This is a genomic window from Pseudomonas kilonensis (assembly GCF_001269885.1).
GTDB lineage: Bacteria > Pseudomonadota > Gammaproteobacteria > Pseudomonadales > Pseudomonadaceae > Aquipseudomonas > Aquipseudomonas kilonensis.
On the sequence record NZ_LHVH01000017.1, the window covers coordinates 772,305 to 795,639 of the forward strand.

Sequence of the window (23,335 nt, forward strand, 5' to 3'; positions counted from 1 at the left end):
TGATGATTTAATGTGGCTACGATAATTGCATGCAGATTACTTATGACCCAGCCAAAGACACTCGCAACGTCGAAGAACGTGGACTTCCGTTTGCCCTCGTGCGGGACTTTGAATGGTCTACAGCATTGATCCTGGAAGATGATCGATTCGACTACGGCGAGTGTCGTTATCGGGCGATGGGGTACATAGGGGATCGGCTGCATGTCGTAGTGTTTACCCCACGGGGTGACGCGGTCCACGTCATCAGCTTTCGTAAAGCCAACAAACGGGAGGTCAAAAATTATGACCAAGAAACCCAGTCCTGAGAGGGTCGATACGGCAAACCCCGAATGGTCGACCGAAGACTTTGCCAAAGCCAAACCAGCCAGCGAGGTGCTTGGGGGATTGTTTGGCAAAGCTCAGGCAAAGGAAATGCTCAAGCCAAAGCGTGGTCGACCCAAGTCGGTAGCCACTAAAGAGCACGTCAATGTTCGTTTCGATGCTGACGTGCTGGAGAGATTCAGAGCTTCTGGCCCGGGCTGGCAAACACGGATGAACGCCGCCTTGGCCGATTGGCTCAAGACGCATACACCAGAAGAACTGAAGGCTTAGTCGCCAAATATTATTCGCAAAATAATTAGCCGCCGATAAGGCGGCTTTTTGTTGTCTGCTGATTAGCTTTGTCTCGGTAGCGGTATAAGCGAGGCGGATGGCACAGTTTATCAGGGAAGGGCAGGAGGTGTTGGGAGTGCAATATTGCGCCGACTTCACCAGTTGGTGCGGGGGCGTTGTCGAGTGTGAAATACGCCGAGGATTTGGAGGCGATCACCGTGTACGCGATACGGAATCAGGTAAGACCAGTTTGGGACTGCCCATTCCCGCGTCTGTTTGACTCGTCCTTCTCGACCCATCGCGGGAAACTGAGCCAATTTTTCTACGCTGGCGAAGATCGCTTCGGAGAAGTCGTCAGCAGCCTTGGGGTTTTCAAGTGCAATATAGTTGGCTTCGTCCTCCAGGTTTTTGAGTGCTTTTTCCAGCCACTCAACCTGCATTCTGACTCCAGCGCCGAGCGCGCATCGCTGCGACTTGCTCATCGGTAGCAAATTTGCCTTGGTCAGCTTCCTTTATGGCAAGTTCGATCTGTGTGGTCAGAGCTTTTTCGTGTTCGATGTAGTCGCGAAGAACGTCCATCGCCAGGTAGCTCGCACTTTGGCCGTTGGTCTTGGCCAGATCGGCGAGGGAGTTCGATAGGTCTTCGGGCAGATTCAGGGATATGCCGGACATGGCAGCCTCGATGGTGGACGTTTTCGGGCATCTTACACCGTTGACCGAGCGCTTGAATCAGCAGGCCGTCGCAAGGTGTGTCTCGACGTGAATTGTTCCCCCCTGCGCAGATCTGAAAAGTCTCACCGACGCCGCCGTCGAGAGTACATTTCTGCGGGCGAATCTGGTTTGGGCTAGGCCTGTGCAGTGACTACAAATTGCTCGGCTCTTACTCTTATTGCCTTCTTGATAGAAAATTTAATGAATCTGTCCCATTTCTTTCGCTAACCAATGCCCAACGTGATCAAGATCGCCTGCGTGATCGCCTCACTACTGCTGACGTCCGGCTGTCAGTTCTACTCGATGCCGCCGATACCGCCAACGGCTGTGCCGTGCAAGCCACCACTAGCGCCGGCGGCGTGGTTCATGGACCCACACGCGCCCAACTTGACCCAGCGCATGCTCAACGAATTATCGGCATCACCGATGCCGGCGACCGGCGGCTGATAGCCCTGGCCGCCTGCCAGGTCTATGTCAGGGAGGTCTTCCGGTAGCGAGACAGGGATGGATAGCTGCGAAAGGCCAGCTATCCACTGGTGCGCTACTACACGGCCGGGGTGATTTTTCGGCCAGATAGTGTGATTTGGATATGCGGGGCTCCGACGACGGAGCCAGTCAGCGAAATAGACCCTCTCTCGTAGTTGATTTCTCCAGTGGCGTCTAGGTCGTAGTTGTCCAGCCCCGAGACGCTCGTATTCCCAGGTCTCCACATCGAAACCCGGAACTGGCTTGTGAACTGCCCCGATGTGGTAGGCACGGTACCTTGATAAAGGTAGTTGGCATCGCCCCCATTGACGGAGCCATCCTTGACTACAACAAGGCCGCTACCGTGATCGGGACGGTTTGAGCTGAAATCCACTTCAAATATTCCGTTTGACATTCTTTCTGCTCTTGGTTGATGGCCATCTGATGCTAGGCCACCTTTCAGAATTATCAAGAAAGATGCTGGACGCTAGTTTTTAGAAAAAGAGCGGCTGGCAATGGATGCCCCAACATCCATGCCACCACTGTTCCTGCAGATGTCCCTGCAAGTCCAGCCAAGGCTCCTGCTCCGTGCACAAAGCGCGGCGAGCCTAGCGCCTGTTTATCCATACAGTAAAGATCTTGCTTTCAATGAGTTCACCCATCATCCCTTGGATGGGCGGCAAGCGCCGCCTAGCCGACCGCCTCATTCCGCTTTTTCCGCCTCACGAATGTTATGTCGAAGTCTTTGCCGGCGGTGCCGCGCTTTACTTCATGCGACCCCAGGCCGCCCCGGTTGAAGTCCTGAACGACATCAACGGCGACCTGGTTGTGCAGAACCACCTGGAAGAATTCGTGCGCCAGTTCAAATGGGCGCTCAGCTCTCGCCAGGTATTCGAGTGGCAGAAAATGACCCGTCCTGAAACCCTCGCCGACATCCAGCGCGCCGCCCGGTTCTTCTACCTGCAGCACCATGCCTTTGCCGGCAAGGTCACCGGGCAGACGTTCGGCACCGCGACCACTGGCCCGGCCATCAACCTGCTGCGGATCGAGGAGAACCTCTCGGCCGCATGGCAGCGACTGTCCGGTACCTACGTCGAAAACCTCCCCTGGCTTGATTGTGCTGAGCGCTACGACCGCGCTCACACGTTCCACTACATGGACCCGCCGTACTGGCAGACCGCTGGATATGGCGTGGATTTCCCGTTCGAGAATTACGAGCGGATGGCTGACTTCATGCGCCGCTGCAAGGGCAAGGTGATGGTCAGCATCAACGACCACCCGGACATCCGCCGCGTGTTCGAAGGCTTCCATTTTGAAACCCTGGACATTCGCTACAGCAACACCAACCAGCGACAAGGAAAGGCCGAGATCAGTGGTGAGCTTGTGATCATGAATTGGGATTCTAAGGATCTTGGAGGATTGTTCTAAATTAAACTAAGTAAATTAGGCCTGTGTACGATCTTGCAGGCCTATACAAATCACTACATTTCTATGGCACTGTTGTTCTTTGCACCTGGATTTTTAATCAGTCGTCGATCAGTGGTCGCTGTACAGGACGGTTGGAGTGCGGTTGCTTGTAGGAGTCTCGTTCGATCACAGAAATGAAGTGTTGCTGAGAAGTCAGCGCGTCGTCTAAGGCATCCAGTTTTAGTAGTGAAACGAGCAGAGCGCATGTTCGTGCTTGGCAATTTATAGACCGTTCTGGATTGAATTCAATATCTGAAAAACCTTCGTATCTATATAATATTCGTAAAAACTCTTTGTGCGGACTAAGTGCAGTCAGGTACAGCCAATCGTAAAATGCCGTTTTAGGCTCTAATGGCCATCGCTGCCCCATAAAGTCGAAACCGATTAAATGCCCTGAAGTTTTCAGTCGTTCATCTTTCTTTGCGGACCTGCTATCAACTCCGTAGAGGTCTGTGTAAGGGCCACCACCCGAAAAAACTTTACTTCCTTGAAAAGCCGACTCTATTGTCATTTCTCCTTGAGCAGTTTTTATCTTAAGGTTAAATGCGCTTAATCGTTGGCCTATTTTTTCTTCGGACTTGGTTGATACTTCGAGTACAGGGTATATACCTTCAAGTCTCGCAATTTCGTGGAGAGCTAAAATATTTTTTTTCTTTTGAGTAGCTGAGAATCCGGAACTCCAATGGAATTCGAATGATCGCTCGCTTACTAGGTGATCAGCCTCCGCTAATGCTAAAAATATTGGGCGGCTAGCCATATCATAAACCTTTTATTTTATCTAAACCAATCATGATGGGAACTAATACTTCACTTTTTGCAGCTGCATTCTTTCTTTCTTTATTGCCTTGAATGCCGAAGTCCATGTATTTGAAGAGGGCTTCAAAGTCAATTGTTGCAATAGCGGTCTTATTATCAAGCATTGGTACGTCGGCTTTGTTTGCTACATCATTTGTATATCTTGTATCCGCGCCGATGACTGATAAGTCTATCTGAAGCCATACAGGATCAGTAATTCTTTTGTCTCTCGTTGCTATATATAGCATAGGGTTATCTTTGTTGAAGGAGAGGTGGATGTAATTGTCAACGCCTACATGTTTGTCAGCGTCATGACTCCATGTATTGCCTCCTGGAACAGTCGGGGCGATACCTCTACGTTCAAGCTCCTTCCAAGAAAGTAGTCCATGATTCTTAATCGACTCAATATTTTTCTTGTCGGTAAAGTGCCATAGGCATCCCACATTATATTTCTTAAGTGCATCCCGCATAAATTAATAGTCCTTTAGATTGCTGTTGCTATACAACAATCGAACGTATCGACAGGTCTGAGCCGTGTCAAGAAGGCAGGGCAAAAAATGTTCGAGCTTCGATTACAGCGAGAGGGCCGCCGCGTGGTCAATTGGCTCAGCTAGGCAGCTGCGTGCTACGTATCTTATCTTTCGGGCATCTCAGCGCTGTAAGAAGATCGTGAATTCCGCTGTACTGCTAGAGGCGGCCGCACATCGCCTGCCCGCCTATCTGATACTTCCTACAAAAATTGACCGCAAGGCTTTCAGAAAGTTAGCTGTATATCTGTACAGTATTGGAGGTCGTGCGTCATGAGTTACTCAATTCTAGGTCCCATCAGTGAAGGCGGCTCGAAGGTGCCACTGTGTCTTTTCCGCGTCCCGGCCGGCTTTCCTTCGCTGGCAGCGGATCACATCGAAGCGCAGATATCGTTGGATGAGGTGCTGAACATTCGTGCGCCACACGTCTACCTGGTGTCGCTCACCGGTGAAAGCATGCAGGGCGCCGGAATCTATGAGGGAGACTTGGCCATTGTCGACTGATCCATCGAGCCAGCCCACGGCCATATAGTCATTGCGCTGTTGAACAATGAACCCGTCTGCAAGCGCCTGTGCCTACGCGGTAGGGAGGTCATCCTGATGTCGGAAAACCCCCAGTATCCGCCACGGTACCTCCTTGAAGGTGACGAGCTGGCGATCTGGGGTGTGATCATCAGCAGCGTGCGCAGCCATGTCTAAGGCGTTGCCGGTATTCGGTCTGATCGATTGCAACAGCTTCTACGCCAGCTGCGAACGCGTGTTCCGTCCAGACCTGGCTAAAGTGCCTATCGTGGTTCTGTCGAATAATGACGGCTGCGTCATCTCCTGCAGCTACGACGCCAAGCCGTGCGTGAAAATGGGCGAGCCGTATTTCCAGATCAAACTCAAGCTCAAGCAACACGGCATCGTCCCGTTCTCCTCGAACTACGCGCTGTACGGCGACATGAGCGAGCGAGTCATGACCCTGATCGAGTCAATGGTGCCGGCTGTCGAGGTCTACAGCATCGACGAAGCCTTCGTCGACCTCACCGGCATCAGTGACTTGGACAGCCTCGGTCGCCGGATCCGCAGCCAGGTGCTGCGCTGTCAAATACAGCAAAGCAGAGGTGATGCTCATCAATCTTTGCCAGCCTGGTGAGTATACTAGGGACCTGTTCGCCAGCCCCCAACCGGTAGATGCGTCAAATCTTATGACGATGCTGGATATGATCAACGAAAAGTGGGGAAGAGGAACTTTACGTTCGGCGAGTGTCCCTCAAACTCCCGTATGGCAATGCAGCGAAATATGCTTAGTCAAAGCTAACCACGAAAATTAAGGAATTATGGAAAGTGAGTTGCTGTTGAGAAGATTTATAGTTCACCGTGTTTCTGAAAATGGTTATTTATCACGATGGGCATCTATCATGTTTTGGATGTGAGCGTCTAACTGGGACTCAGCTTCGCTGATGTGCGTACGGATTTCGTCTGTTTGCTTCATGAAATCACAATATTTTTTTAGTGCTGCGTCTGAGTCTTTTTCTCTGGCAAGGGAGTCGAGCCGGTTCATCCAGCTAGGAAGCGGGTCTGATTTGACTGGCCATGGGTAGCTGGAGGCAATTTGCTCAATGTAGTTTCCAGTGTTGTTAATTGTTATGTTGTTGTCTTCGGCATATTTTTTGCCCGCTTTACTATTAATAAAGGGCCAAACTTGGCAGTCGATTATTATAGATGCACGGCCCTTAGGAGAGCCGAACTCGTTTTCTTCTAAGAAGTTAAGCGAGCTGTCTGTGCGCTCAATTGTTTCTCTCATGTCAAAATGAAGGTCTGATATCATCGTGTCATTCATAGTTTCAGCAACCTCGCTTAACCGTTTCCATGCGGAGTCGAAGGTGGGGCGGGACATAAAGAAGTCAATTTTTCCAATATATTTGGCTGCGCGATGAGATATTTTGTCACCGCTACCTGATGACCATATCAAGGGTGAGAAACTGGAAAGGACCGTGCATGCACTCTTAAAGTAAAATAGTGCAAGTGAGTGAAGTATTCCATCGTGACGAAGTCCGCGATGATATGCGGTGTTTCTGAAAGTATGTAAATACTGGATGCTATCGCATGTGGCCGGTGGTATGAGTTTTTTTATTCTTGCGAGCTTTATTTTTGAATCAAAATTTTGTCCGAGGGCGGCAGCTACAAGCTTCGGGTCAGTACTTGGGTTAGAAAAACGTTTCCACATGTCATTTTCATAAAATCGGTCTTGTGCATACTTGTGGAGTGTGAGTTCAACAACATTGTCGATAAGCATGAGCGCGAAACGGTCGAAGTTTCGATCATGCATTGCAAGCTGGTCAAGCGCCAAATCCATCTGATCAATTTGGTCTGCGAAAAATTGCAGCATTGAATTAGTCCATCTCGATAGCTGATAAAATTGTTTGTGTCATGCTTGAAAATAAGTAAATGGGGGCTAATGGCTATTGATGTCGTTCATTTTCAGTTGGCGAGATAACGCTAAAATTTGTGAATAGTTCATTGTACTTGCAGTGTTTTAGAAAGTCGATGACCCCGCTAATGTTCTTCATTTGTTCCTTTGGGATCATGTTGTATTGGAAGTCCCATTCATTGGTAATGAAGCCTCCATCCTCTACGAAGGCAGTCTTAAGTTTTCCCTCGAAGTGATAGATGATTGCGTATAAAACATTGTCGTTATACACGAATCCATTAAATTTTCTAGTGCTGGTTATAGCTGTGGAGTAGTGTGAAAACTCTTTGAATGATTCTATCGAGTGTGGATTGGTAATTTTGCATTTTATCGGGCGGCCGATGCTGAATACATAAAGTTCTATTTTTTGCGGCGGCATGAAATTTGGTTCGTATTCGTCCTTGCCTATGTAGTAATTCGAAACTGGTGAGGTGTCGATGCTTAAGCTCTCAAGGCCCTTAAGTATTATTGGTGGGTTGAATTCCTCTACTTTGATTACAATGTGTCGATCAATTGTTGCATAAATAGAGAATATGGGAACAGGCTTGTCTTTAAGGTTGCTTAGCACGATGTTTCCAATTCTCGATGCTGATGTTCTACTGTGGTATGTGGAAAAAGATGCGAGTATCTTATTGTTTATTTTTTTCCATGCTAAATATCCGGAAAGAGGAAGAAGTATTAAGCCGGGAGCGACTTTCAAAAATTCTTTCACTGATTCAAAGAATTCCGGTTGAATATTCATGTGCAAAGAACCTGTTCTTGTTTGAAGAAGTCATCGATACGATGACATTTATATGGCAAGAAAGCGTTATTGTCTTTGAATGTCGGCCTCTAAAGCCGAACTCGACATATGCTCCAGCACAATCGGCGTGTGCTGGAGTGACTGATTGCAAGTAGCTAGGAGTCCTTGATCACGTTGGAAAATCACCCACTGGCCTTCAGTTGTTTCTCTGCGTGCAGGGTTTCTTAATTTGACAGCCTTTTGCATACAAACCTCCAGTGTTCGTCGGCTCTGATTCGGAGTCTGAGACTACCACCTTGTCTGGACCGTTAGCATCAGAGAACGGCGGTTCGATGCGTCAGAAAGTGGTGCAGTACGTTAGGGCATTTTTAGGGCATGACGGGGGCCGCCGTATGCCGTAACTGGCCGTGAGCAACGGTTGGTTTGCCTTGTTTCATAGGCCTGTAGCGGACTGCATCGCGATAGGTAGGGGTTCGAATCCCTATGCATTTCGAAATTCAGCTAATATGTTTTTTCCGAAGCGTTAATGAACAGAAACAATTTTTTTGTCAGATTGTGAGATAAATAAATATCTATTCATTCTAATGTAGAATCTTTTCAATCGAGCGGTGACGCTGCAACGTGCAGCGCACTCGCTCTCATGAAAAGTCCATAGCTGACTTTTGCTGTAATGAATATTTTTAAGACGATGAATGTTGATAGGTGCCTTGGTGGACGGGGGGGCTGAACCGAAGGGTAAATACGCTTGCATGTACGTAGAGGCTGCGCAGTGTCAGGGTTTGGATCTTTAGGACGACTTACGTCGTCAGAGTCAGGGCCGGCAAGCCAATAAGTTTCAATGAACTCGCATTCCGAAACTTCGTCCGTTACAAATCGAAGCACGTTTGCTCTCTCATCAAAGTCGCTTAATTCGATCATCATTGAGGAATCGCCAAGCCGATGAGAATCCACAAAAGTGCTCTGGTACATCCTTTCCAGCACATCCGATAGCGAATATTCGTCTGACATAGCATCGACTCCTTTCAAAAAAGAAAAAGCATAGTACCGGTAGTGCCCGTTGTCGGCGGTAATTGCTGCTTGCTTAGAAATTGCTACAAAGCAATGCGGTTTCGAGGAGTTAACAAGGCTGGCCGGGGTGCAGACGATCGACTACGCCCAATCCATCATGGGGGCGACGGAAAAGCGCTGGAACAGTGAAACAGCTTGTAGGGGGATTGGGATCATGTGCATCGCTTGATCCAATCGATCAAGATACGAGCAGGTGCCTTGTTTCGATGGATACAACTGCAGCCTCTCTAGCTGCTTTGATTGCAGGAATGGACTGCGCGGGTACCCCCACGACCTGATCACATACGTCACACACTGAAACCAAAACGCCATTTACCTCACCAACACCATCGTCGAATGGTACGTTTCTGCGGGTAAATGTCGTCTGGACCAAGCCTTCGCAGTGACTGCAAATCGCTCGATTCTTATCGCTCTCTTGATAAAAATTCATAGCCATTGACTCATTGATGAACGCCGGAACTATAAGCTTCCTTATAGAAATTCAGCAAGAAATTGGTGTGTAGGAAACTTCCCTAAATTATGAGCGAGGATCGATTGCAGAGTCGCTAGGGCGCCAGAGTCTTTGGTTTTCTCAAACGGAATCGCCTGCTACGCGCCCTGGTAGCCTCGGCCACTATCATCTGATGGCGATTTTGCCTCGAAAAAAACTAAGCAGAGCGATGCCTTGTCTCACTGGCTCATGCTCATACTAATGATGGATTCGGTTTGGATATCAACCAGGCTTAATGCGCCATCGGAAAATGAGCAGCCGGTGTCGATATATACGACATTGCCCAAGCGCATAATACTGGGCACAGTTGAATGTCCAACATAGAGTCGGTCTATTCCTTTGATGGGCGTGTGGTCGTTTTGCTCGATTTTTTCTCTGGCATACAGCGCTGTCTTCAAGGCTTGCCGCTGATGTTGCTCTCCAGTTTTTCCTGTGATTGCATCTTTGGCTTCCTGCCAGCCATCGTTACTTTGGATGACGGGGGCTTCGGCATGGACTATTCCAATTGTTTGATCGTTTAATAAGTCGATTTCAATGATCAATGGAAGTGCTTGCAAGGATTTTGAGAGTTCATGCTGGATGGTGGGTTGTAACTCGTACAGCCAGGCTCCACCATTTCGGATATGTCGGGGGATATCCCCATGCCCGGAGATACAGTCAATAAGCATCTGTTCGTGATTGCCACGCACTGCATGGAACCATGGCTTCTCAAGCCAGTTTAATACGTCCATGGAGTCGGGGCCGCGGTCGATGAGGTCCCCCACGGAAAAAATACGATCCAGCTCGGTGTTGAAGTCTAGTTTGTCTAAGGCCATTGTTAGAAATTTGAAATGCCCATGAATGTCGCCCACCACAAAGTCTCGACCTTCCTTGTTAGATGAGAATGATTTCGTCCTGTACATTTCGGTGGCTTTAGCAGACGTCAATTGACGGCGACTGTATCACTTAGCGAAATAAACCGTAAGGCGCTGAGCGAGGGGATAACGTTGTGCGGTCAAGCTTGAATCGCCAGCCCGATACACTTCTCAAAAACCTGCTCCATAGGCTCCATGACGCCGTTATAAGCCGCGATATTGGCGTAGATCCACTCGTCCTTCTCTATCCCCCACCAACTGATTTCAAATCCGGCATTCATGATCAGGTGTTCAAACAGGATGCGTTGCGCACGACCGTTGCCTTCGCGGAAGGGGTGTACGACGTTGATGTCGGAATAGGCCTCTGCCACAGCGACGATCAGCTCAGCCCGCTCCATGCCCTCGAACCAGTTTGCCGCGGCCATGTTGGCGAAGATCTTATTGGCTTCCTTCTCCATGTACTCAGGTTGGCAGAAGCGGGTGGCTTGTTTGGACATGCCAACGGTGCGCAGCTCTCCGGCCCATTCGAACAGGTCTGAAAAGAGGATTCGATGAATGTTTTGAAGGTAGGTCAGGCTGTAGGGAGGAGGGCTGAACTCGACGTTGTCCGCTGCGATGGCCGAGAGCTGTTGTTCGGCTTCGCTTAGGGTCGGTTCGTCTCGAATATCGAGTTTGTTGCGAAGGACGGTGGAGCCGGGATAGCAATAAGCGTCCTCGCCGACTCCATATTTGTCAGGCATCAGGTTCTGTTCTGGGTGAAGGCCTTCAAGACCTCTTCACGCGTTGGCATTTTGCGTTCGCCGTCGGCGAAGGTCGTTTTGAAACCTTCCAGACGGAGGCTGGCTGCGTAGTTGGATCTACGCGTCCTGGCGGCATAGGCCTTTTTGGTTTCAAGGCTGACATTGCCCATGGGCTGGACCTCAAATCGCGCTGGTTGGCGGATTATAGCCCATCCCGTTGGCATGGCCTATGTTGCGGCTCGGGCGAAAGGAGTGAGCGCTCATTCGTTTCGAGATTTGTCCTTGCAGCTCATAGCTGCGCTGCTGAATCCATCGCCGGACACCCCCGTCGGAAATTTCCCTCAAGACGCGTCGTTCCCGGCTGACTATCCACCCCATCACCCTCTGCGCTAAGTTCTCTCCGTCGCTGAAAATTCAGCGGTAGGGTGTGGAAGCCCTAATGCCTAGGATTTTTTCAATTAATCCTGAGATCGCCCAATGAAAAAAGGTACAGCTGTTGCTTTAAAACTGTGTCCGCAAGGCACGCATCATCTCAACCTCATCCTATCTATCCTCCATTCCTTCAATTATCACCTCCTGCTCAGCCTACGAATTCCGACCCCGGATTCGATCCTTCATCAGTGGCATTCCCATCTTCAACCTAGCACTGACCTCCCATCCCCGCAGGAGTAACCCCTCATGTCCCGCTACATGCCTATCACCGGTATCGAAAACAATTTCCACGCGCTCCTGATCGACACAGAAGCGCCGCTGGACGTGCTGCACGACACCGCCGCTTACCGCATCGCCGCTGTCACCCAGTTGCTGGAAAACCTCGCCATGCGGTCCGACATTAGTACGGACGCCGTGATACTCCATGATTTCGCCCAAGTGCTAGCGATCCCCCTGCGCGATGGGTGTGATTTGCTGGATGTGATTGGGCGGCGATTGCAGGCGCAGGTCCTCGCGTTGTAAGGGTAGTGGGCGACTTCACACGGGGTCGCCTGCACTGTCTTGCTCATCACCCTGTGCAGTCTGCAATCCTGTGGGAGTGAGCCTGCTCGCGATAGCGGTGGGTCAGTTGGTGAGGATGTTGGATGTGATGCCGTCATCGCGAGCGGGCTCGCTCCCACAGTTTTTTTCGGGGTGTTCACAGATATTGCGTACACCCTCAATCCTCTGTGCGAGCTTGCTCGCGAAAGCGGTGTGTCAGTTTGCAGGATGCTGGTTGTGCTGACGCCTTCGCGAGCAAGCCCGCTCCCACGGGGTTTGGTGGGTACACAAATGTTGCGTACACCCTTAATCCACTGTGGGAGCGAGCTTGCTCGCGAAAGCGGTGTGTCAGTTTGCAGGATGCTGGTTGTGCTGACGCCTTCGCGAGCAAGCCCGCTCCCACAGGGTTTGGTGGGTACACAAATGTTGCGTACACCCTCAATCCTCTGTGGGAGCGAGCTTGCTCGCGATAGCGGTGGGGCAGTTGGTGAGGATGTTGGATGTGATGGCGTCATCGCGAGCAAGCTCGCTCCCACAGGTTAGTCGGCGGCGTTTTGATGGGTTTTTTTATATCCCCCCTGGGGGGATAGGATGACGGGGTAAATTCATCGAAAGCCAGGGCTCAAGTCATGAGTGCGCACGACCACGAACATCCCCACCGAAGCCATGCGGCGATCGTCAAGCGCCTCAAGCGCGCGGACGGTCATTTGCGCAGCATTATCACGATGATCGAAGAGGGGCGTGAGTGCGTGGACATCGCCCAGCAGTTGCATGCGGTGGAGAAAGCGGTGTGCCAGGCCAAGCGGACGTTGATCCAGGATCATATCGATCACTGCCTGGAGGACACCGTTTCGTCGTTGCATAAAGGCGAGCGCGCGCCGCTGGAAGCTTTCAAACAAATCACCAAGTACCTCTAGGCTCGACATGCCCAATTTTGCTGAACTGCTGCAACAGGGTGGCACTCACGCCTGGCTATATTTCCCCAGTGCTATCTTGCTGGGCGCCTTGCATGGCCTGGAGCCTGGTCATTCGAAAACCATGATGGCGGCGTTTATCGTGGCGATTCGGGGCTCGGTCAAGCAGGCGGTGTTGCTGGGCTTGGCGGCTACGCTATCCCACACTGCGGTGGTGTGGTTGGTCGCGATCGGCGGCATGTACCTGGGCCAGGGGTTGGACGCTGAAACCACCGAGCCTTATTTCCAGCTGGCGTCTGCCGCGCTGATCGTTGCTATCGCGTTGTGGATGCTGTGGCGTACCTGGCGTGGCGAGCGGATGTTCAGGTTCCAACAGGGACATGACCACCATCATCACGATCATCATCATCACCACCACGAACATGACCACGGGCATCCCGAACCCAAAGGCCTGGCGCTGTCGCTGGAGGGTTATCAGGATGCCCACGAGCAGGCGCATGCCAATGACATCCGTAAGCGCTTCACCCATCGGGAGGTCACCACCGGCCAGATCATCGTGTTCGGCCTGACGGGCGGGCTCATTCCTTGCCCCGCGGCCATTACCGTGCTGCTGCTGTGCCTGCAAGTCAAAGAAGTCGCGCTGGGCGGTCTGCTTGTCCTGTGCTTCAGCATTGGCCTGGCGATTACCCTGGTGACGGTGGGGGCGGCGGCGGCCATTGGTGCACGGCAGGCTTCCAATCGCTGGCCTTGGCTGGGCACCGTTGCTCGCCGGGCACCTTACTTGTCCAGTCTGTTGATCATCGGCGTCGGTCTCTACGTGGGGATCCATGGCTGGATCGGCTTGAACGCGTAGCCTCCACCGATCAGTTCGCACCTTCTGGCGCAGAGGGTGCGCTGCCCGGCCGCTGCAGCGAAGCGCCTTCCAAGGTCTTCCAGAGTTTACGCATCGTTGGGTTGCGATTGGCAATCGCGCAGTACGAGCGAATCTCCAATCGCGTTGAAGTGTGTTGCGTTGGCACAAAAGGCACCGCTCTGTGGGAGCAAGGCTTGCCCGCGATGAAGCTGACGCGGTCTCCCGAAGGCCAAGGTGCCTGCATCGCGAGCAAGCTTTGCTCCCACTGATGAATCAACCAGCCTTGGCCGGCCCGCGCAACGCCGCAATGTCCCGCTTGGGCGGCACGCCAAACAAGCGGGCGTATTCGCGGCTGAACTGGGAAGGGCTTTCATAGCCCACCTTGAAGGCCGCACTCGCCACGTCCACGTGCTCGTTGAGCATCAAGCGTTTTGCTTCGTTCAACCGCAGCCACTTCTGGTATTGCAGCGGGCTCATCGCCGTGAGCTGGCGGAAGTGGTGGTGAAACGTCGGCGCACTCATTTGCACCCGCGCCGCGAGGTCGTCTACGCGCACGGCTTCGGTGTAGTTCAATTTCAACCAGTCGATGGCCTTGGCGATCCGGTAGCCCTGGCTATCGACCGAAACGATCTGCCGCAGTCGGGCGGCCTGGTCGCTGAGCAGCAGCCGGTAGTGAATCTCGCGCTGGATCAACGGCGCCAGTATGGGGATGGCTTCGGGCTCATCCAGTAACCCCAGCAGGCGCGCGAACGGTTCCAGCAGGTCCGGCGTTGCGGTGCCGATTCCCGCGCCGATCCCGACCGCTCGATCACGCGGCGGCGACAGGCTGCCTTGGGCGATCAGATCGGCCACCATGCGCAAGTCGAGCCTCAGGACCAGGCCCAGGCAGGGCTGTTCCGGGCTGGCCTGCATCACCTCGGAATTGGCCGGGATGTCCAGGGAGGTCATGAGGAATCGCCTGGTGTCGTAGCCATAGGCTTCGCCACCGATCCAGACCTGCTTCTCGCCTTGAACCACCAGCACGATGCTCGGTTCGATCATGCAAGTCACCGGCGGCGCCGGGGCGTCACGCCGGAAGAAGACGAGGCCGGCGATGGGCGTTTCAAAGTCCCCCGCGCGTGGGGTCCGGGTGCCAATGATGGCGGCCAGAGTCTCTTGTACGGATCTGCGTTGAATGGCCATGTCGGGTCCGGGTGTCATCTGAGCTCAAGCGCTATAGGCAGAACATTAACTCGCCAAGCGAAGCGCTGCCTATACGCAATAGAAACACTCATAGGATCAGGCAAGCATCTCAGCGTAATGCACTACCGGCCGGCCGGGCCGAGCCTTGAAGATACAACCTCATTCAATCCAGCAAGGAGTCTTCTGATGCGTGTACAAGCCTATGGCGCCCACGCGGGTGACAAGCCCCTTGAACCCCTGCAGATCACGCGTCGCACGCCAGGTGCCCACGACGTCCAGATCGACATCGCTTTTTGTGGTATCTGCCATTCGGACCTGCACCAGGTGCGTGCCGAGTGGGCGGGTACCCAGTTCCCTTGCGTGCCGGGCCACGAAATCGTCGGTCGAGTCGCAGCGGTCGGCGCCCATGTGTCCGGCTTCAAGACCGGCGACCTGGTGGGCGTCGGCTGCATCGTCGACAGCTGCAAGCACTGTGACGACTGCGACAGCGGCTTGGAAAACTATTGTGACGGGATGATCGGGACCTACAACTTCCCCACCCCGGATGAGCCCGGTTGGACGCTGGGTGGCTATTCGCAAAACATCGTGGTGCATGAGCGCTATGTGTTGCGCATTCGTCACCCCGAAGCCCAGCTTGCCGCCGTCGCACCGCTGCTCTGTGCAGGCATCACCACCTATTCGCCGCTGCGCCACTGGAACGTCGGGCCGGGCAAGAAGGTGGGTGTGGTTGGCATTGGTGGCCTGGGTCACATGGGCATCAAGCTCGCCCATGCGATGGGGGCTCATGTCGTGGCGTTCACCACGTCCGAGTCCAAGCGTGAGGATGCGAGGCAGTTGGGGGCCGACGAGGTTGTGGTGTCGCGCAATGCTGAAGAAATGGCCGCGCATACCAAGAGTTTCGATTTCATCTTGAACACCGTGGCGGCCCCTCACGATCTGGACGCGTTGCTGGTGCTGCTCAAGCGCGACGGCACGATGGCCCTGGTGGGCGCGCCGGCAACTGCGCATCCTTCGCCGAATGTCTTCAACCTGATCATGAAGCGACGCACCCTCGCCGGGTCGATGATCGGCGGCATCCCCGAGACCCAGGAAATGCTCGATTTCTGCGCAGAGCACGGCATCGTCGCCGATATCGAACTGGTCCGGGCCGAGCAGATCAACGCGTCCTACGAGCGCATGCTCAAGGGCGATGTGAAGTATCGCTTCGTGATCGATAACGCGACCTTGGTCGGCTGATAGACGCGCCACCGGGTTGCTCGCGAAAGCGGTCTGCCTGAGACAGTGATGTTGAATGTGCCACCGTCATCGCGAGCAGGCTCGCTCCCACAGGGGAATAGGTGGCGGGCACGAAATGCATGAACACCCCATTCAAAACTGTGGGAGCGAGCTTGCTCGCGAAAGCGGTCTGCCTGAGAGTGATGTTGAATGTGCCGCCGTCATCGCGAGCAGGCTCGCTCCCACAGGGGAATAGGTGGCGGGCACGAAATGCATGAACACCCCATTCAAAACTGTGGGAGCGAGCTTGCTCGCGATAGCGGTCTGCCAGAGATGGTGATGTTGAATGTGCCGCCGTCATCGCGAGCAAGCTCGCTCCCACAGGGGAATAGGTGGCGGGCACGAATGCATGAACACCCCCATTCAAAACTGTGGGAGCGAGCTTGCTCGCGATAGCGGTCTGCCTGAGACGGTGATGTTGGATGTGCCGCCATCATCGCGAGCAAGCTCGCTCCCACACAAGAAACACAGGATTTTTGTCCAATGACCGATACCTCATTACCTAAACCACAAGTCCAACCCGCCTGGGGCGCGGTACTTGCCATGGCCCTCGCCGCGTTCGTGCTCGTTGCCTCGGAGTTCATGCCAGTCAGCTTGCTGACGCCGGTAGCGGCCGATCTTCACGTCAGCGAAGGGCAGGCCGGCCAAGGCATTGCCGTCTCTGGCGCCTTTGCCCTGATCACGAGCCTGTTCATCGCATCGATCGCCGCCCGGGTCGATCGCAAATGGCTTCTCCTGGGGCTGACCTTGCTGATGATCGTTTCCGGCACCGTGGTGGCGTTCGCGCCGAATTACTCGGTATTCATGCTCGGTCGCGCGTTGATCGGCGTGGCGATTGGCGGCTTCTGGTCGTTGTCGGCGGCTACCGCCATGCGGCTTGTGCCAGACGATCAGGTTCCGCAGGCACTGGCTATCGTCAATGGCGGCAATGCCTTGGCGACGGTGGTCGCTGCGCCGCTGGGCAGTTTCCTGGGGTCGATCATCGGTTGGCGTGGCGCGTTTTTCTGCATCGTGCCCGTCGCCGCCATCGCCCTGGTCTGGCTGCTGTTACGCCTGCCCTCCATGCCTTCGCAGGCGAAGCAGGGCAGCACCAATGTCTTCAAGTTGATGACCCGGGCACCGGTCGCGCTGGGTATGCTGGCGGTCAGCACATTTTTCATGGGCCAGTTCATGTTGTTCACCTACCTGCGCCCGTTCCTTGAAGCGGTGACGCAGGTGAGCGTTTCCATGCTGTCCTTCATGCTGCTGGTGATCGGTGTGGCGGGTCTGCTGGGCACCTTCCTGATCGGGGCCTGCTTGAAAAACAACCTCTATCGGACGCTCATTATCATCCCGCTGTTGATGGCCGCGATTGCCATTGCCTTGGTGGGGTTCGGCGGGTCGGTGATGATCGCGACCCTCCTGCTCGGCCTCTGGGGCCTGGTGGCCACGGCGGCGCCCGTAGGTTGGTGGACCTGGCTTTCGCGAACGCTGCCGGAAGATGCCGAAGCCGGCGGCGGTCTGATGGTGGCGATCGTCCAGCTCGCCATCGCTGCGGGTGCGACAGTGGGCGGCCTTCTGTTCGACCTGAGTGGCTATCGCGCGACCTTCGAAACCAGTGCGGCGGTGTTGGGCGTTGCCGCTGTTCTGACGGTGCTGGCCGCTCGGTCAGCGCTCCGGGAGTTTTCATCGACTACGGATGCAGCGCCCTATGGCTCGGCGGGCTGATGTTCGATCCGTACTGGAGCTGGGCGGATACCCGATACGCGCAAGGCGCGGCTGACGAAATCGACAATGCCTTGCATAAACTCGTGGGAAGACCGGTGGAGGAACTGACGCTACCGGTGCCAGGGAGCGATCCAACCGTCGAATCAGCGCCGCAGTTCTAGTGGGTTCTCCAACGAAATGGGCGACCTCAAGGGTCGCCCATTTGCGTTAAAGCCCCAGACCTTGCTCTACCAGCGCGAGCAAGGCGTCCTCGTCCAGCATGGTGGGTTCAAGACGCGGTTGCCCGGTCTGGCGCAGGGCCTGGATATGCCAAAGCGATTCACCATGTTCGCCGAGTGAGCGCACGATGCAGTGTTCCTGCCCCTTCATATGGACTTCAATGCAGCCCTCGCCCTTGGACGAGAAACGCGCAATCGGGTCGAATGAAATGCGGTGATGATTGCCTTCGATCACCAGTTGATCGATGGCGTAGCTGTACGTCGAGCCGCTGGAATGACTTTCAAATACATGGGTGGGGTTGCGCCGAATGTCCAGGCCCGCCTCGCACACGGGCGCCAGCCAGATTTCGATCTGGCGATACAATTCGTAGACTTGGGCGGGCCAATGCTCGATCGCCAGGTCGGCGCAGTTGTCGGTATCCGCGCGGGTTTGCTGGGCTTTCCTCAGTTTGGCCGCTAGCTCGTCTGCCTTGCTCATGTCGATTCCCTGTCGTGATGATAGGTTGAGCTTAGCTGATGGGCTGGGGTGATCATTTGCGCTGGGTCATGTGGTGGTGTGTTGTTGAGTTTCGGTACGATGACGAGCGCCGGAACAATTTACGAGGAGCACGTCATGCACATGAGAATGCTGAGCAATAACGACCTGCGACCCTTGCGCGATGCACTCACCCTGGCCGGTCTTCCCGTCGACGATCTGGCGTATCCCGGTCGACAGTTTTTCAGCTTCAGCCACCAAGGCGTCGATGTGGCGTTTGCTGGTATCGAGGGGGAGGGGGCTGACCGGTTGCTGCGCTCGCTGGTTGTCCTCGAGGGGCAGCGGGGGAAGGGGGCTGGCGCAGCGGTGTTGGCCGCTATCGAGGCGTTTGCGAAACGTGAGGGTGTAGAGCAGCTCCATCTGCTGACTGACAGCGCCGCCGCGTTTTTTACCGGCCAGGGCTATCAGGCGCGGGACCGCTCGCTGGCGCCTGCTTCGATCGGTGCGACGGCCCAATTCAAAACCTTGTGCCCGGCTTCGGCGACGTACCTGAGCAAACGCCTCGTCTAGCGCAGCAAGTGCACCGCCAGCCCAGCCAGCCCGCACGCCAGCAACACCTGGATTACCCCCAGCTTGTAGCGAAACAGCGCAATGGCCGCCGCGATTGCGATGATTGCCGACGGCCAGTCCAGGGCACCTGCAAAACCGTTGGGCCAGAGTACGTGGTAACCGAAGAAGCACGCCAGGTTGAGAATCACCCCGACCACCGCCGCGGTAATCGCAGTCAGCGGCGCGGTGAATTTCAGCGCGTTGTGCGTCGATTCCACCAGCGGGCCGCCGGCCAGGATGAACAGGAACGAGGGCAGGAACGTGAACCAGGTCACCAGCGTGGCCGCGACGGCCCCGGCGAGAAACGCCTGTTCGGGACCGAACACCTGCATCACGTAGCCTCCGACGAAACCGACGAAGGCCACGACCATGATCAGCGGCCCCGGCGTGGTTTCGCCCAGGGCCAGGCCATCGATCATTTGTGTCGGCGTCAGCCAGCCGAAGTGTCCGACGGCACCCTGGTACACGTAGGGCAACACCGCATAGGCGCCGCCGAAGGTCAACAATGCGGCCTTGGTAAAGAACCAGGCCATTTGCGTAAACGTGCCTTCCCAGCCGAACACCGCGGTCAGCAGGCCCATAGGCAACGCCCACAACAGGGCACCGATGATCGCCAGTCGGGCGAGCCTGAAGGCGCTGAATCGGACGTGGTCCGGAGGCGGCGTGTCGTCGTCGATCAAGGCGGGGCCGAAGGATTGGTGCTGGGTAGCGTGACCGCCCAGGCTGAATTTTTCCGGTGCCCAGCGGCCGCCGAAATAACCGATGACCGCCGCGCCCAGCACGATCAGTGGGAAGGGGAGATCAAAGGCAAATATCGCGGTGAACGACGCCGCAGCGATCGCCCACAGCCAGTTGTTCTTGAGTGCGCGGGAGCCGATCCGGTGGGCGGCATGCGCCACGATTGCCGTGACGGCCGGCTTGATGCCATAGAAAATGCCCGCCACTATCGGCACTTCGCCAAAGGCGACGTACAGCCACGACAACGCGATGAGAATGAACAACGAAGGCAGCACGAACAGTGCCCCGGCGATCACCCCGCCCCAGCTTCGATGCATCAGCCAGCCCAGGTAGGTGGCCAGTTGCTGGGCCTCGGGGCCCGGCAGCAACATGCAGTAGTTAAGGGCATGCAGGAATCGTCGTTCGGAAATCCAGCGTCGGCGCTCCACCAACTCCTGGTGCATGATCGAGATCTGCCCCGCAGGGCCGCCGAAGCTGATGAAGCCCAGTTTGAGCCAGAACCAGAAGGCCACGCGCAGGCTGACGGCGTCGGGTCGGGTCAGGGGCTGTTCGTCATCGGTTCGGATCGGTTTGCTCATGGGCGACGGGGCACGTAAAAGTCAAAGGCGATCTACGTTATGGGGCGTTACGCAATTTAGATAGCCCCCGGCAAGGATTGCTTGTAAAAAACAGCCCTTCAGAGATTTGAAACACAAGGTTGGAACAATCATCGCCCGATCATCCTGCTTTCGCACAATCGCCCCAAGGAGTGGGTCAATGAAACAACGTCTTGCCATTGTCGTGCTGATCGTACTGACACTGGGTTCCATGGGCGCGGCCAATGCCCGCGAATCCGGCAATGCACGGGCGCAATCCGTGGCCGGAGTGTTCGATTACTATTTGCTGGCGCTGTCCTGGTCGCCGACGTTCTGCCTGACTCACCAGAAGGATGCGCAGTGTTCCGGCAAAGGCTACGGCTTTGTGCTCCATGGCCTCTGGCCGCAATACACCCGGGGCGGCTGGCCGCAATCCTGTGCGCCTCAGGTGCCGTTGACGGCGGCGGAGCAGCAGAAGGGCCTGACCTTGTTTCCCACCCGCAAGTTGATGGCGCATGAATGGTCCAAGCACGGCACTTGCAGTGGCCTGGGCGCCATGGGCTACCTGGAGGTTGCCGACAAAGCCTTGGGCGCGGTGAAAATCCCACCGCAGTTGCAGGCATTCAATTCCTCGTATTACTTCGCGGCTGATGAAATCATCCGGCTGTTCCGCCAAAGCAATCCAGGCATTGCGCCCGACGGCATTGCGGTGATTTGCAGCGGGCCGCAACTGTCGGAAGTGCGGGTGTGCATGGACAAGGACCTGGCGTTCGCCGCGTGTGGCAGGGGTGTCAGGACACAATGCCGGGCCGGGGAGATCCGGGTGCCGCCGGTACGGTGAGAGCCAAGACCCATTGACCCCTGTCTCCGATCCGTACACCCGTGGCGAGGGAGCTTGCTCCCGCTCGGCTGCGCTGTAGGAGCTGTGTAGGAGCTGTCGAGTGCAACGAGGCTGCGATCTTTCCCAATACACTTGAATCCCAAGCGAAAGATCAAAATCAAAAGATCGCAGCCTTCGGCAGCTCCTACACGGGGAATTTCTTCGTTCTGAAACGGGTATTTTTGTTGGCTCCAGGGCGAGTTTTTGGATCCACTCAAGCCACCCATCGGCTCTGCTGCACAGGCAAATTGCCGCCTCACAAGCGGTAGGCTAAGCTCACGAATATTGAGGGCTTTGAGCGAATTCGCTCATGTTTTGCCCTCTTCAGGAATTCGCTTGCCTATCTCCATTCTCGATCCTTTCCATGTCCCTGGCGGTGCCTTGAAGCGCCTGCCGTTGCTCAAAGCAGCGGTTTCGTTTATCGCGGCGGTATGCCTGTGCCTGTGCGGTTTGCTTTATCTGCAACTGGAGCAGTCGCGCAGCCACGACCTGGAGTCGGCCCGCGTCGCTTCGGCGACCCTTAGCCGGGCCATGGCCCAGCAGGCGCAGGACACCTTCCTCCAGGCTGATCTGGTATTGGCCAGCCTGGCAGATTGGATCCAAGTAGACGGCTACGGTCCCGCCGTACAGCCACGCTTGCAGCAAACCTTTGCCCGACGTGTGCAATCGCTCGAGCAATTGCATGGCCTGTTCCTGTTCGACAAGCACGGTCACTGGGTGGTGACCTCCTTTGAAAACCTGCACCGGGGTGCTGGGGTGGCGGATCGAGAGTACTTCGTTTTCCATCAACAGAATGCCTCCCTGATCGCCCATATCGGCCCGGCAATCCGCAGCCGGCAAAACGGCGGCTGGATCATTCCGGTTTCCCGGCGCTTGAATGATCAGGATGGCAACTTCCAAGGCGTGTTGATGGCCGGCATCAAAATGTCGTACTTCGATCGATTCTTCAAAAGCTTCAATCTGGATGATCAAGGCGAGATGGCCCTGGCTTTGTCTGACGGGACGCTCTTGGCTCGTCGTCCCTTCGATGAGGGGCGGATCGGTCACCCGCTGGCCCAGGAGAATATTTACAACCATGCCCTGGCGGGTGGGATGTCTGGCGATGCACTCATCCGTTCGACCATCGATGGTGTCGTCAGGCTGTATGGGCACCAACATCTGCAGGCTTATCCGCTGGTGGTCACCGCCGCGATGTCCGAAGGCGCGATCCTGGCGGGCTGGCATGACCGGGCTTTCCAATCCAGTCTCATTGTGGGCCTGGTGGTGCTGGGCATTTGCTTGTTCGGCTGGGTATTCGTGCGCCAGGTCCGTAACAGCGAACGGATCGAGGCGGACTTGCGCCAGGCTCAGGAAGCGTTGGAACTGATTGCCACCCATGACAGCCTCACCGGGCTGGCGAACCGGCGCCTGTTCGAACGGGCCCTGGACATCGAGTTCGGCCGGGGCGCCCGTCAGCGCAGCCCCTTGAGCCTGATCATGCTCGATATCGATTTCTTCAAGCGCTACAACGACGCCTATGGGCACGTGGCCGGGGATCATTGCCTGGCGGAAGTGGCCAAGGTGCTCAAGAGCTGCTGCCATCGCAAGGCCGATCTGGCGGTGCGTTATGGTGGCGAAGAGTTCGCGGTCCTGTTGCCCGACACCAATCTGTCGGGGGCCATGGCGTTGGCCGAGCAGATCCGCCGCAGCGTCATCGACAAGCACATCACCCATTCCGGGTCTCCGACCGGTTACCTCACGGTGAGCCTGGGCTGCTATGCCTTTGTGCCCAGCGGCCAGGACAGCATCGAAGTCTTCATCCAGCGGGCCGATGCGGCGCTTTACCAGGCCAAGCACAGCGGCCGCAACCGTGTGGCGGTGTTATCGACCGACGACGGGCTCGATACGCTGGCGCGTTCGGATCGTTGAGGTCGGGTGGAATCATCGGCAGTCTGCCCCGGTCCACTATTGAGGCATTGCGCTGGCGAACTTCAAGCGGTGTGTAGTCTCTTTCGCAAAAAACCGTGGGCTCGCCAACTGATCAGGCAGTGGG

Annotated in this window: 25 protein-coding genes and 4 pseudogenes; 14 read left to right on the forward strand and 15 right to left on the reverse strand. The window is 55.2% G+C overall.

Annotated elements, in window-relative coordinates:
• Window positions 1-29 precede the first annotated feature (29 nt).
• Both AD662_RS09985 and AD662_RS09990 read left to right on the forward strand, forming a co-directional pair.
• Window positions 30-305: a BrnT family toxin gene (locus tag AD662_RS09985; RefSeq protein WP_053178631.1), complete on the forward strand. Its 276-nt coding sequence runs from the start codon at window positions 30-32 to the stop codon at window positions 303-305.
• The gene (locus AD662_RS09990; RefSeq protein ID WP_028237682.1) at window positions 283-591 is read left to right on the forward strand and encodes a BrnA antitoxin family protein; all 309 of its coding nucleotides are present in this window, start codon (window positions 283-285) and stop codon (window positions 589-591) included. The genes AD662_RS09985 and AD662_RS09990 overlap by 23 nt, the downstream gene beginning before the upstream one ends.
• Before the next feature lie 155 nt (window positions 592-746).
• On the opposite strand, the gene AD662_RS09995 is transcribed toward AD662_RS09990, so the two are convergent.
• Together AD662_RS09995 and AD662_RS10000 are read right to left on the reverse strand one after the other, a co-directional pair.
• Window positions 747-1,031: a type II toxin-antitoxin system RelE/ParE family toxin gene (locus AD662_RS09995; protein WP_053186893.1), complete on the reverse strand. Its 285-nt coding sequence runs from the start codon at window positions 1,029-1,031 to the stop codon at window positions 747-749.
• A complete protein-coding gene (locus AD662_RS10000; protein WP_053186896.1) occupies window positions 1,021-1,263 on the reverse strand; it encodes a CopG family ribbon-helix-helix protein in 243 nt (80 codons plus the stop codon). The genes AD662_RS09995 and AD662_RS10000 overlap by 11 nt, the downstream gene beginning before the upstream one ends.
• A 263-nt stretch (window positions 1,264-1,526) precedes the next feature.
• On the opposite strand from AD662_RS10000, the pseudogene AD662_RS10005 reads away from it, so the two are divergent.
• Window positions 1,527-1,796 (forward strand): annotated as a pseudogene (locus AD662_RS10005) (lysis protein); the annotation flags it as partial.
• A 50-nt stretch (window positions 1,797-1,846) separates the two neighbouring features.
• Here the strand turns inward: AD662_RS10005 and AD662_RS10010 are convergent.
• Window positions 1,847-2,182 (reverse strand): GrlR family regulatory protein, encoded by a 336-nt coding sequence (locus AD662_RS10010; protein WP_053186902.1) that lies wholly within the window; start codon window positions 2,180-2,182, stop codon window positions 1,847-1,849.
• 233 nt (window positions 2,183-2,415) lie between these two features.
• Here AD662_RS10010 and AD662_RS10015 point away from each other — a divergent pair, with 233 nt between their 5' ends.
• Complete coding sequence (locus tag AD662_RS10015) at window positions 2,416-3,195, forward strand: DNA adenine methylase (protein ID WP_053186903.1); 780 nt, start codon at window positions 2,416-2,418, stop codon at window positions 3,193-3,195.
• Window positions 3,196-3,292: 97 nt separating this feature from the next.
• Here AD662_RS10015 and AD662_RS28385 read toward each other — a convergent pair whose 3' ends face one another.
• Window positions 3,293-3,991 carry a DarT1-associated NADAR antitoxin family protein gene (locus AD662_RS28385; protein ID WP_074849621.1) on the reverse strand — a complete coding sequence of 233 codons (699 nt, stop codon included), beginning with the start codon at window positions 3,989-3,991 and terminating at the stop codon, window positions 3,293-3,295.
• 1 nt (window position 3,992) lies between these two features.
• On the reverse strand, window positions 3,993-4,499 hold the full coding sequence (locus AD662_RS10020; RefSeq protein WP_053186906.1) for a DarT ssDNA thymidine ADP-ribosyltransferase family protein: 507 nt from the start codon (window positions 4,497-4,499) through the stop codon (window positions 3,993-3,995).
• A gap of 330 nt (window positions 4,500-4,829) precedes the next feature.
• On the opposite strand from AD662_RS10020, the pseudogene AD662_RS10025 reads away from it, so the two are divergent.
• Both AD662_RS10025 and AD662_RS10030 read left to right on the forward strand, forming a co-directional pair.
• A pseudogene (locus tag AD662_RS10025) lies at window positions 4,830-5,255 on the forward strand (LexA family protein).
• Window positions 5,248-5,900, forward strand: a pseudogene (locus AD662_RS10030) (Y-family DNA polymerase). The pseudogenes AD662_RS10025 and AD662_RS10030 overlap by 8 nt, the downstream one beginning before the upstream one ends.
• A 34-nt stretch (window positions 5,901-5,934) precedes the next feature.
• Here the strand turns inward: AD662_RS10030 and AD662_RS29245 are convergent.
• The 6 genes from AD662_RS29245 to AD662_RS29255 all read right to left on the reverse strand — a co-directional run bounded on the left by AD662_RS29245 (window position 5,935) and on the right by AD662_RS29255 (window position 11,075).
• The gene (locus AD662_RS29245) at window positions 5,935-6,930 is read right to left on the reverse strand and encodes a hypothetical protein (RefSeq protein ID WP_139213092.1); all 996 of its coding nucleotides are present in this window, start codon (window positions 6,928-6,930) and stop codon (window positions 5,935-5,937) included.
• Between the two features lie 73 nt (window positions 6,931-7,003).
• Complete coding sequence (locus AD662_RS10040) at window positions 7,004-7,753, reverse strand: hypothetical protein (protein WP_139213093.1); 750 nt, start codon at window positions 7,751-7,753, stop codon at window positions 7,004-7,006.
• A 597-nt stretch (window positions 7,754-8,350) separates the two neighbouring features.
• Entirely contained in the window at window positions 8,351-8,761 is a 411-nt protein-coding gene (locus AD662_RS29250; RefSeq protein WP_139213094.1) for a hypothetical protein, read from the reverse strand.
• A 729-nt stretch (window positions 8,762-9,490) separates the two neighbouring features.
• Window positions 9,491-10,162: a metallophosphoesterase gene (locus AD662_RS10050; protein WP_231139211.1), complete on the reverse strand. Its 672-nt coding sequence runs from the start codon at window positions 10,160-10,162 to the stop codon at window positions 9,491-9,493.
• A 143-nt stretch (window positions 10,163-10,305) separates the two neighbouring features.
• Window positions 10,306-10,905 carry a putative adenosine monophosphate-protein transferase Fic gene (locus AD662_RS10055; RefSeq protein WP_053186925.1) on the reverse strand — a complete coding sequence of 200 codons (600 nt, stop codon included), beginning with the start codon at window positions 10,903-10,905 and terminating at the stop codon, window positions 10,306-10,308.
• Entirely contained in the window at window positions 10,905-11,075 is a 171-nt protein-coding gene (locus tag AD662_RS29255; protein WP_139213095.1) for a YhfG family protein, read from the reverse strand. The genes AD662_RS10055 and AD662_RS29255 overlap by 1 nt, the downstream gene beginning before the upstream one ends.
• 508 nt (window positions 11,076-11,583) lie before the next feature.
• Here AD662_RS29255 and AD662_RS10060 point away from each other — a divergent pair.
• From AD662_RS10060 to AD662_RS10070, 3 genes are all read left to right on the forward strand, one after another.
• Window positions 11,584-11,859: a hypothetical protein gene (locus AD662_RS10060; RefSeq protein WP_018610006.1), complete on the forward strand. Its 276-nt coding sequence runs from the start codon at window positions 11,584-11,586 to the stop codon at window positions 11,857-11,859.
• 647 nt (window positions 11,860-12,506) lie between these two features.
• Window positions 12,507-12,794: a metal-sensing transcriptional repressor gene (locus AD662_RS10065; RefSeq protein ID WP_053186928.1), complete on the forward strand. Its 288-nt coding sequence runs from the start codon at window positions 12,507-12,509 to the stop codon at window positions 12,792-12,794.
• 7 nt (window positions 12,795-12,801) lie between these two features.
• Window positions 12,802-13,644 (forward strand): nickel/cobalt efflux protein RcnA, encoded by an 843-nt coding sequence (locus tag AD662_RS10070; protein ID WP_053186931.1) that lies wholly within the window; start codon window positions 12,802-12,804, stop codon window positions 13,642-13,644.
• A gap of 10 nt (window positions 13,645-13,654) precedes the next feature.
• On the opposite strand, the pseudogene AD662_RS29760 reads toward AD662_RS10070, so the two are convergent.
• Both AD662_RS29760 and AD662_RS10075 read right to left on the reverse strand, forming a co-directional pair.
• A pseudogene (locus AD662_RS29760) lies at window positions 13,655-13,792 on the reverse strand (LysR family transcriptional regulator); the annotation flags it as partial.
• Window positions 13,793-13,917: 125 nt separating this feature from the next.
• Window positions 13,918-14,826, reverse strand: coding sequence for an AraC family transcriptional regulator (locus tag AD662_RS10075; RefSeq protein ID WP_053186934.1), 909 nt, complete (start codon window positions 14,824-14,826; stop codon window positions 13,918-13,920).
• A 186-nt stretch (window positions 14,827-15,012) separates the two neighbouring features.
• On the opposite strand from AD662_RS10075, the gene AD662_RS10080 reads away from it, so the two are divergent.
• Both AD662_RS10080 and AD662_RS10085 read left to right on the forward strand, forming a co-directional pair.
• Window positions 15,013-16,062 carry an NAD(P)-dependent alcohol dehydrogenase gene (locus AD662_RS10080; RefSeq protein ID WP_018610014.1) on the forward strand — a complete coding sequence of 350 codons (1,050 nt, stop codon included), beginning with the start codon at window positions 15,013-15,015 and terminating at the stop codon, window positions 16,060-16,062.
• Between the two features lie 522 nt (window positions 16,063-16,584).
• Window positions 16,585-17,808, forward strand: coding sequence for an MFS transporter (locus AD662_RS10085; protein ID WP_053186935.1), 1,224 nt, complete (start codon window positions 16,585-16,587; stop codon window positions 17,806-17,808).
• Window positions 17,809-18,015: 207 nt separating this feature from the next.
• Here the strand turns inward: AD662_RS10085 and AD662_RS10090 are convergent, their stop codons facing one another.
• Complete coding sequence (locus AD662_RS10090; RefSeq protein ID WP_053186938.1) at window positions 18,016-18,504, reverse strand: hypothetical protein; 489 nt, start codon at window positions 18,502-18,504, stop codon at window positions 18,016-18,018.
• A gap of 135 nt (window positions 18,505-18,639) precedes the next feature.
• Between AD662_RS10090 and arsN2 the strand changes: the two genes are divergently transcribed.
• A complete protein-coding gene (arsN2, locus tag AD662_RS10095; protein WP_018610020.1) occupies window positions 18,640-19,071 on the forward strand; it encodes an arsenic resistance N-acetyltransferase ArsN2 in 432 nt (143 codons plus the stop codon).
• On the opposite strand, the gene chrA is transcribed toward arsN2, so the two are convergent.
• On the reverse strand, window positions 19,068-20,426 hold the full coding sequence (chrA, locus tag AD662_RS10100; protein WP_053186943.1) for a chromate efflux transporter: 1,359 nt from the start codon (window positions 20,424-20,426) through the stop codon (window positions 19,068-19,070). The two genes, arsN2 and chrA, sit on opposite strands and share 4 nt — an antisense overlap.
• A gap of 178 nt (window positions 20,427-20,604) precedes the next feature.
• Here chrA and AD662_RS10105 point away from each other — a divergent pair, with 178 nt between their 5' ends.
• The gene (locus tag AD662_RS10105; RefSeq protein ID WP_024616346.1) at window positions 20,605-21,264 is read left to right on the forward strand and encodes a ribonuclease T2 family protein; all 660 of its coding nucleotides are present in this window, start codon (window positions 20,605-20,607) and stop codon (window positions 21,262-21,264) included.
• Between the two features lie 375 nt (window positions 21,265-21,639).
• The gene (locus AD662_RS10110; protein ID WP_053186946.1) at window positions 21,640-23,211 is read left to right on the forward strand and encodes a sensor domain-containing diguanylate cyclase; all 1,572 of its coding nucleotides are present in this window, start codon (window positions 21,640-21,642) and stop codon (window positions 23,209-23,211) included.
• Window positions 23,212-23,335: the final 124 nt, after the last annotated feature.

Coding starts and splice junctions, on each gene's coding strand:
- AD662_RS09985 (WP_053178631.1), top strand. CDS start 30: ATGCAGATTACTTATGACCCAGCCAAAGACACTCGCAACGTCGAAGAA.
- AD662_RS09990 (WP_028237682.1), top strand. CDS start 283: ATGACCAAGAAACCCAGTCCTGAGAGGGTCGATACGGCAAACCCCGAA.
- AD662_RS09995 (WP_053186893.1), bottom strand. CDS start 1,031: ATGCAGGTTGAGTGGCTGGAAAAAGCACTCAAAAACCTGGAGGACGAA.
- AD662_RS10000 (WP_053186896.1), bottom strand. CDS start 1,263: ATGTCCGGCATATCCCTGAATCTGCCCGAAGACCTATCGAACTCCCTC.
- AD662_RS10010 (WP_053186902.1), bottom strand. CDS start 2,182: ATGTCAAACGGAATATTTGAAGTGGATTTCAGCTCAAACCGTCCCGAT.
- AD662_RS10015 (WP_053186903.1), top strand. CDS start 2,416: ATGAGTTCACCCATCATCCCTTGGATGGGCGGCAAGCGCCGCCTAGCC.
- AD662_RS28385 (WP_074849621.1), bottom strand. CDS start 3,991: ATGGCTAGCCGCCCAATATTTTTAGCATTAGCGGAGGCTGATCACCTA.
- AD662_RS10020 (WP_053186906.1), bottom strand. CDS start 4,499: ATGCGGGATGCACTTAAGAAATATAATGTGGGATGCCTATGGCACTTT.
- AD662_RS29245 (WP_139213092.1), bottom strand. CDS start 6,930: ATGCTGCAATTTTTCGCAGACCAAATTGATCAGATGGATTTGGCGCTT.
- AD662_RS10040 (WP_139213093.1), bottom strand. CDS start 7,753: ATGAATATTCAACCGGAATTCTTTGAATCAGTGAAAGAATTTTTGAAA.
- AD662_RS29250 (WP_139213094.1), bottom strand. CDS start 8,761: ATGTCAGACGAATATTCGCTATCGGATGTGCTGGAAAGGATGTACCAG.
- AD662_RS10055 (WP_053186925.1), bottom strand. CDS start 10,905: ATGCCTGACAAATATGGAGTCGGCGAGGACGCTTATTGCTATCCCGGC.
- AD662_RS29255 (WP_139213095.1), bottom strand. CDS start 11,075: ATGGGCAATGTCAGCCTTGAAACCAAAAAGGCCTATGCCGCCAGGACG.
- AD662_RS10060 (WP_018610006.1), top strand. CDS start 11,584: ATGTCCCGCTACATGCCTATCACCGGTATCGAAAACAATTTCCACGCG.
- AD662_RS10065 (WP_053186928.1), top strand. CDS start 12,507: ATGAGTGCGCACGACCACGAACATCCCCACCGAAGCCATGCGGCGATC.
- AD662_RS10070 (WP_053186931.1), top strand. CDS start 12,802: ATGCCCAATTTTGCTGAACTGCTGCAACAGGGTGGCACTCACGCCTGG.
- AD662_RS10075 (WP_053186934.1), bottom strand. CDS start 14,826: ATGGCCATTCAACGCAGATCCGTACAAGAGACTCTGGCCGCCATCATT.
- AD662_RS10080 (WP_018610014.1), top strand. CDS start 15,013: ATGCGTGTACAAGCCTATGGCGCCCACGCGGGTGACAAGCCCCTTGAA.
- AD662_RS10085 (WP_053186935.1), top strand. CDS start 16,585: ATGACCGATACCTCATTACCTAAACCACAAGTCCAACCCGCCTGGGGC.
- AD662_RS10090 (WP_053186938.1), bottom strand. CDS start 18,504: ATGAGCAAGGCAGACGAGCTAGCGGCCAAACTGAGGAAAGCCCAGCAA.
- arsN2 (WP_018610020.1), top strand. CDS start 18,640: ATGCACATGAGAATGCTGAGCAATAACGACCTGCGACCCTTGCGCGAT.
- chrA (WP_053186943.1), bottom strand. CDS start 20,426: ATGAGCAAACCGATCCGAACCGATGACGAACAGCCCCTGACCCGACCC.
- AD662_RS10105 (WP_024616346.1), top strand. CDS start 20,605: ATGAAACAACGTCTTGCCATTGTCGTGCTGATCGTACTGACACTGGGT.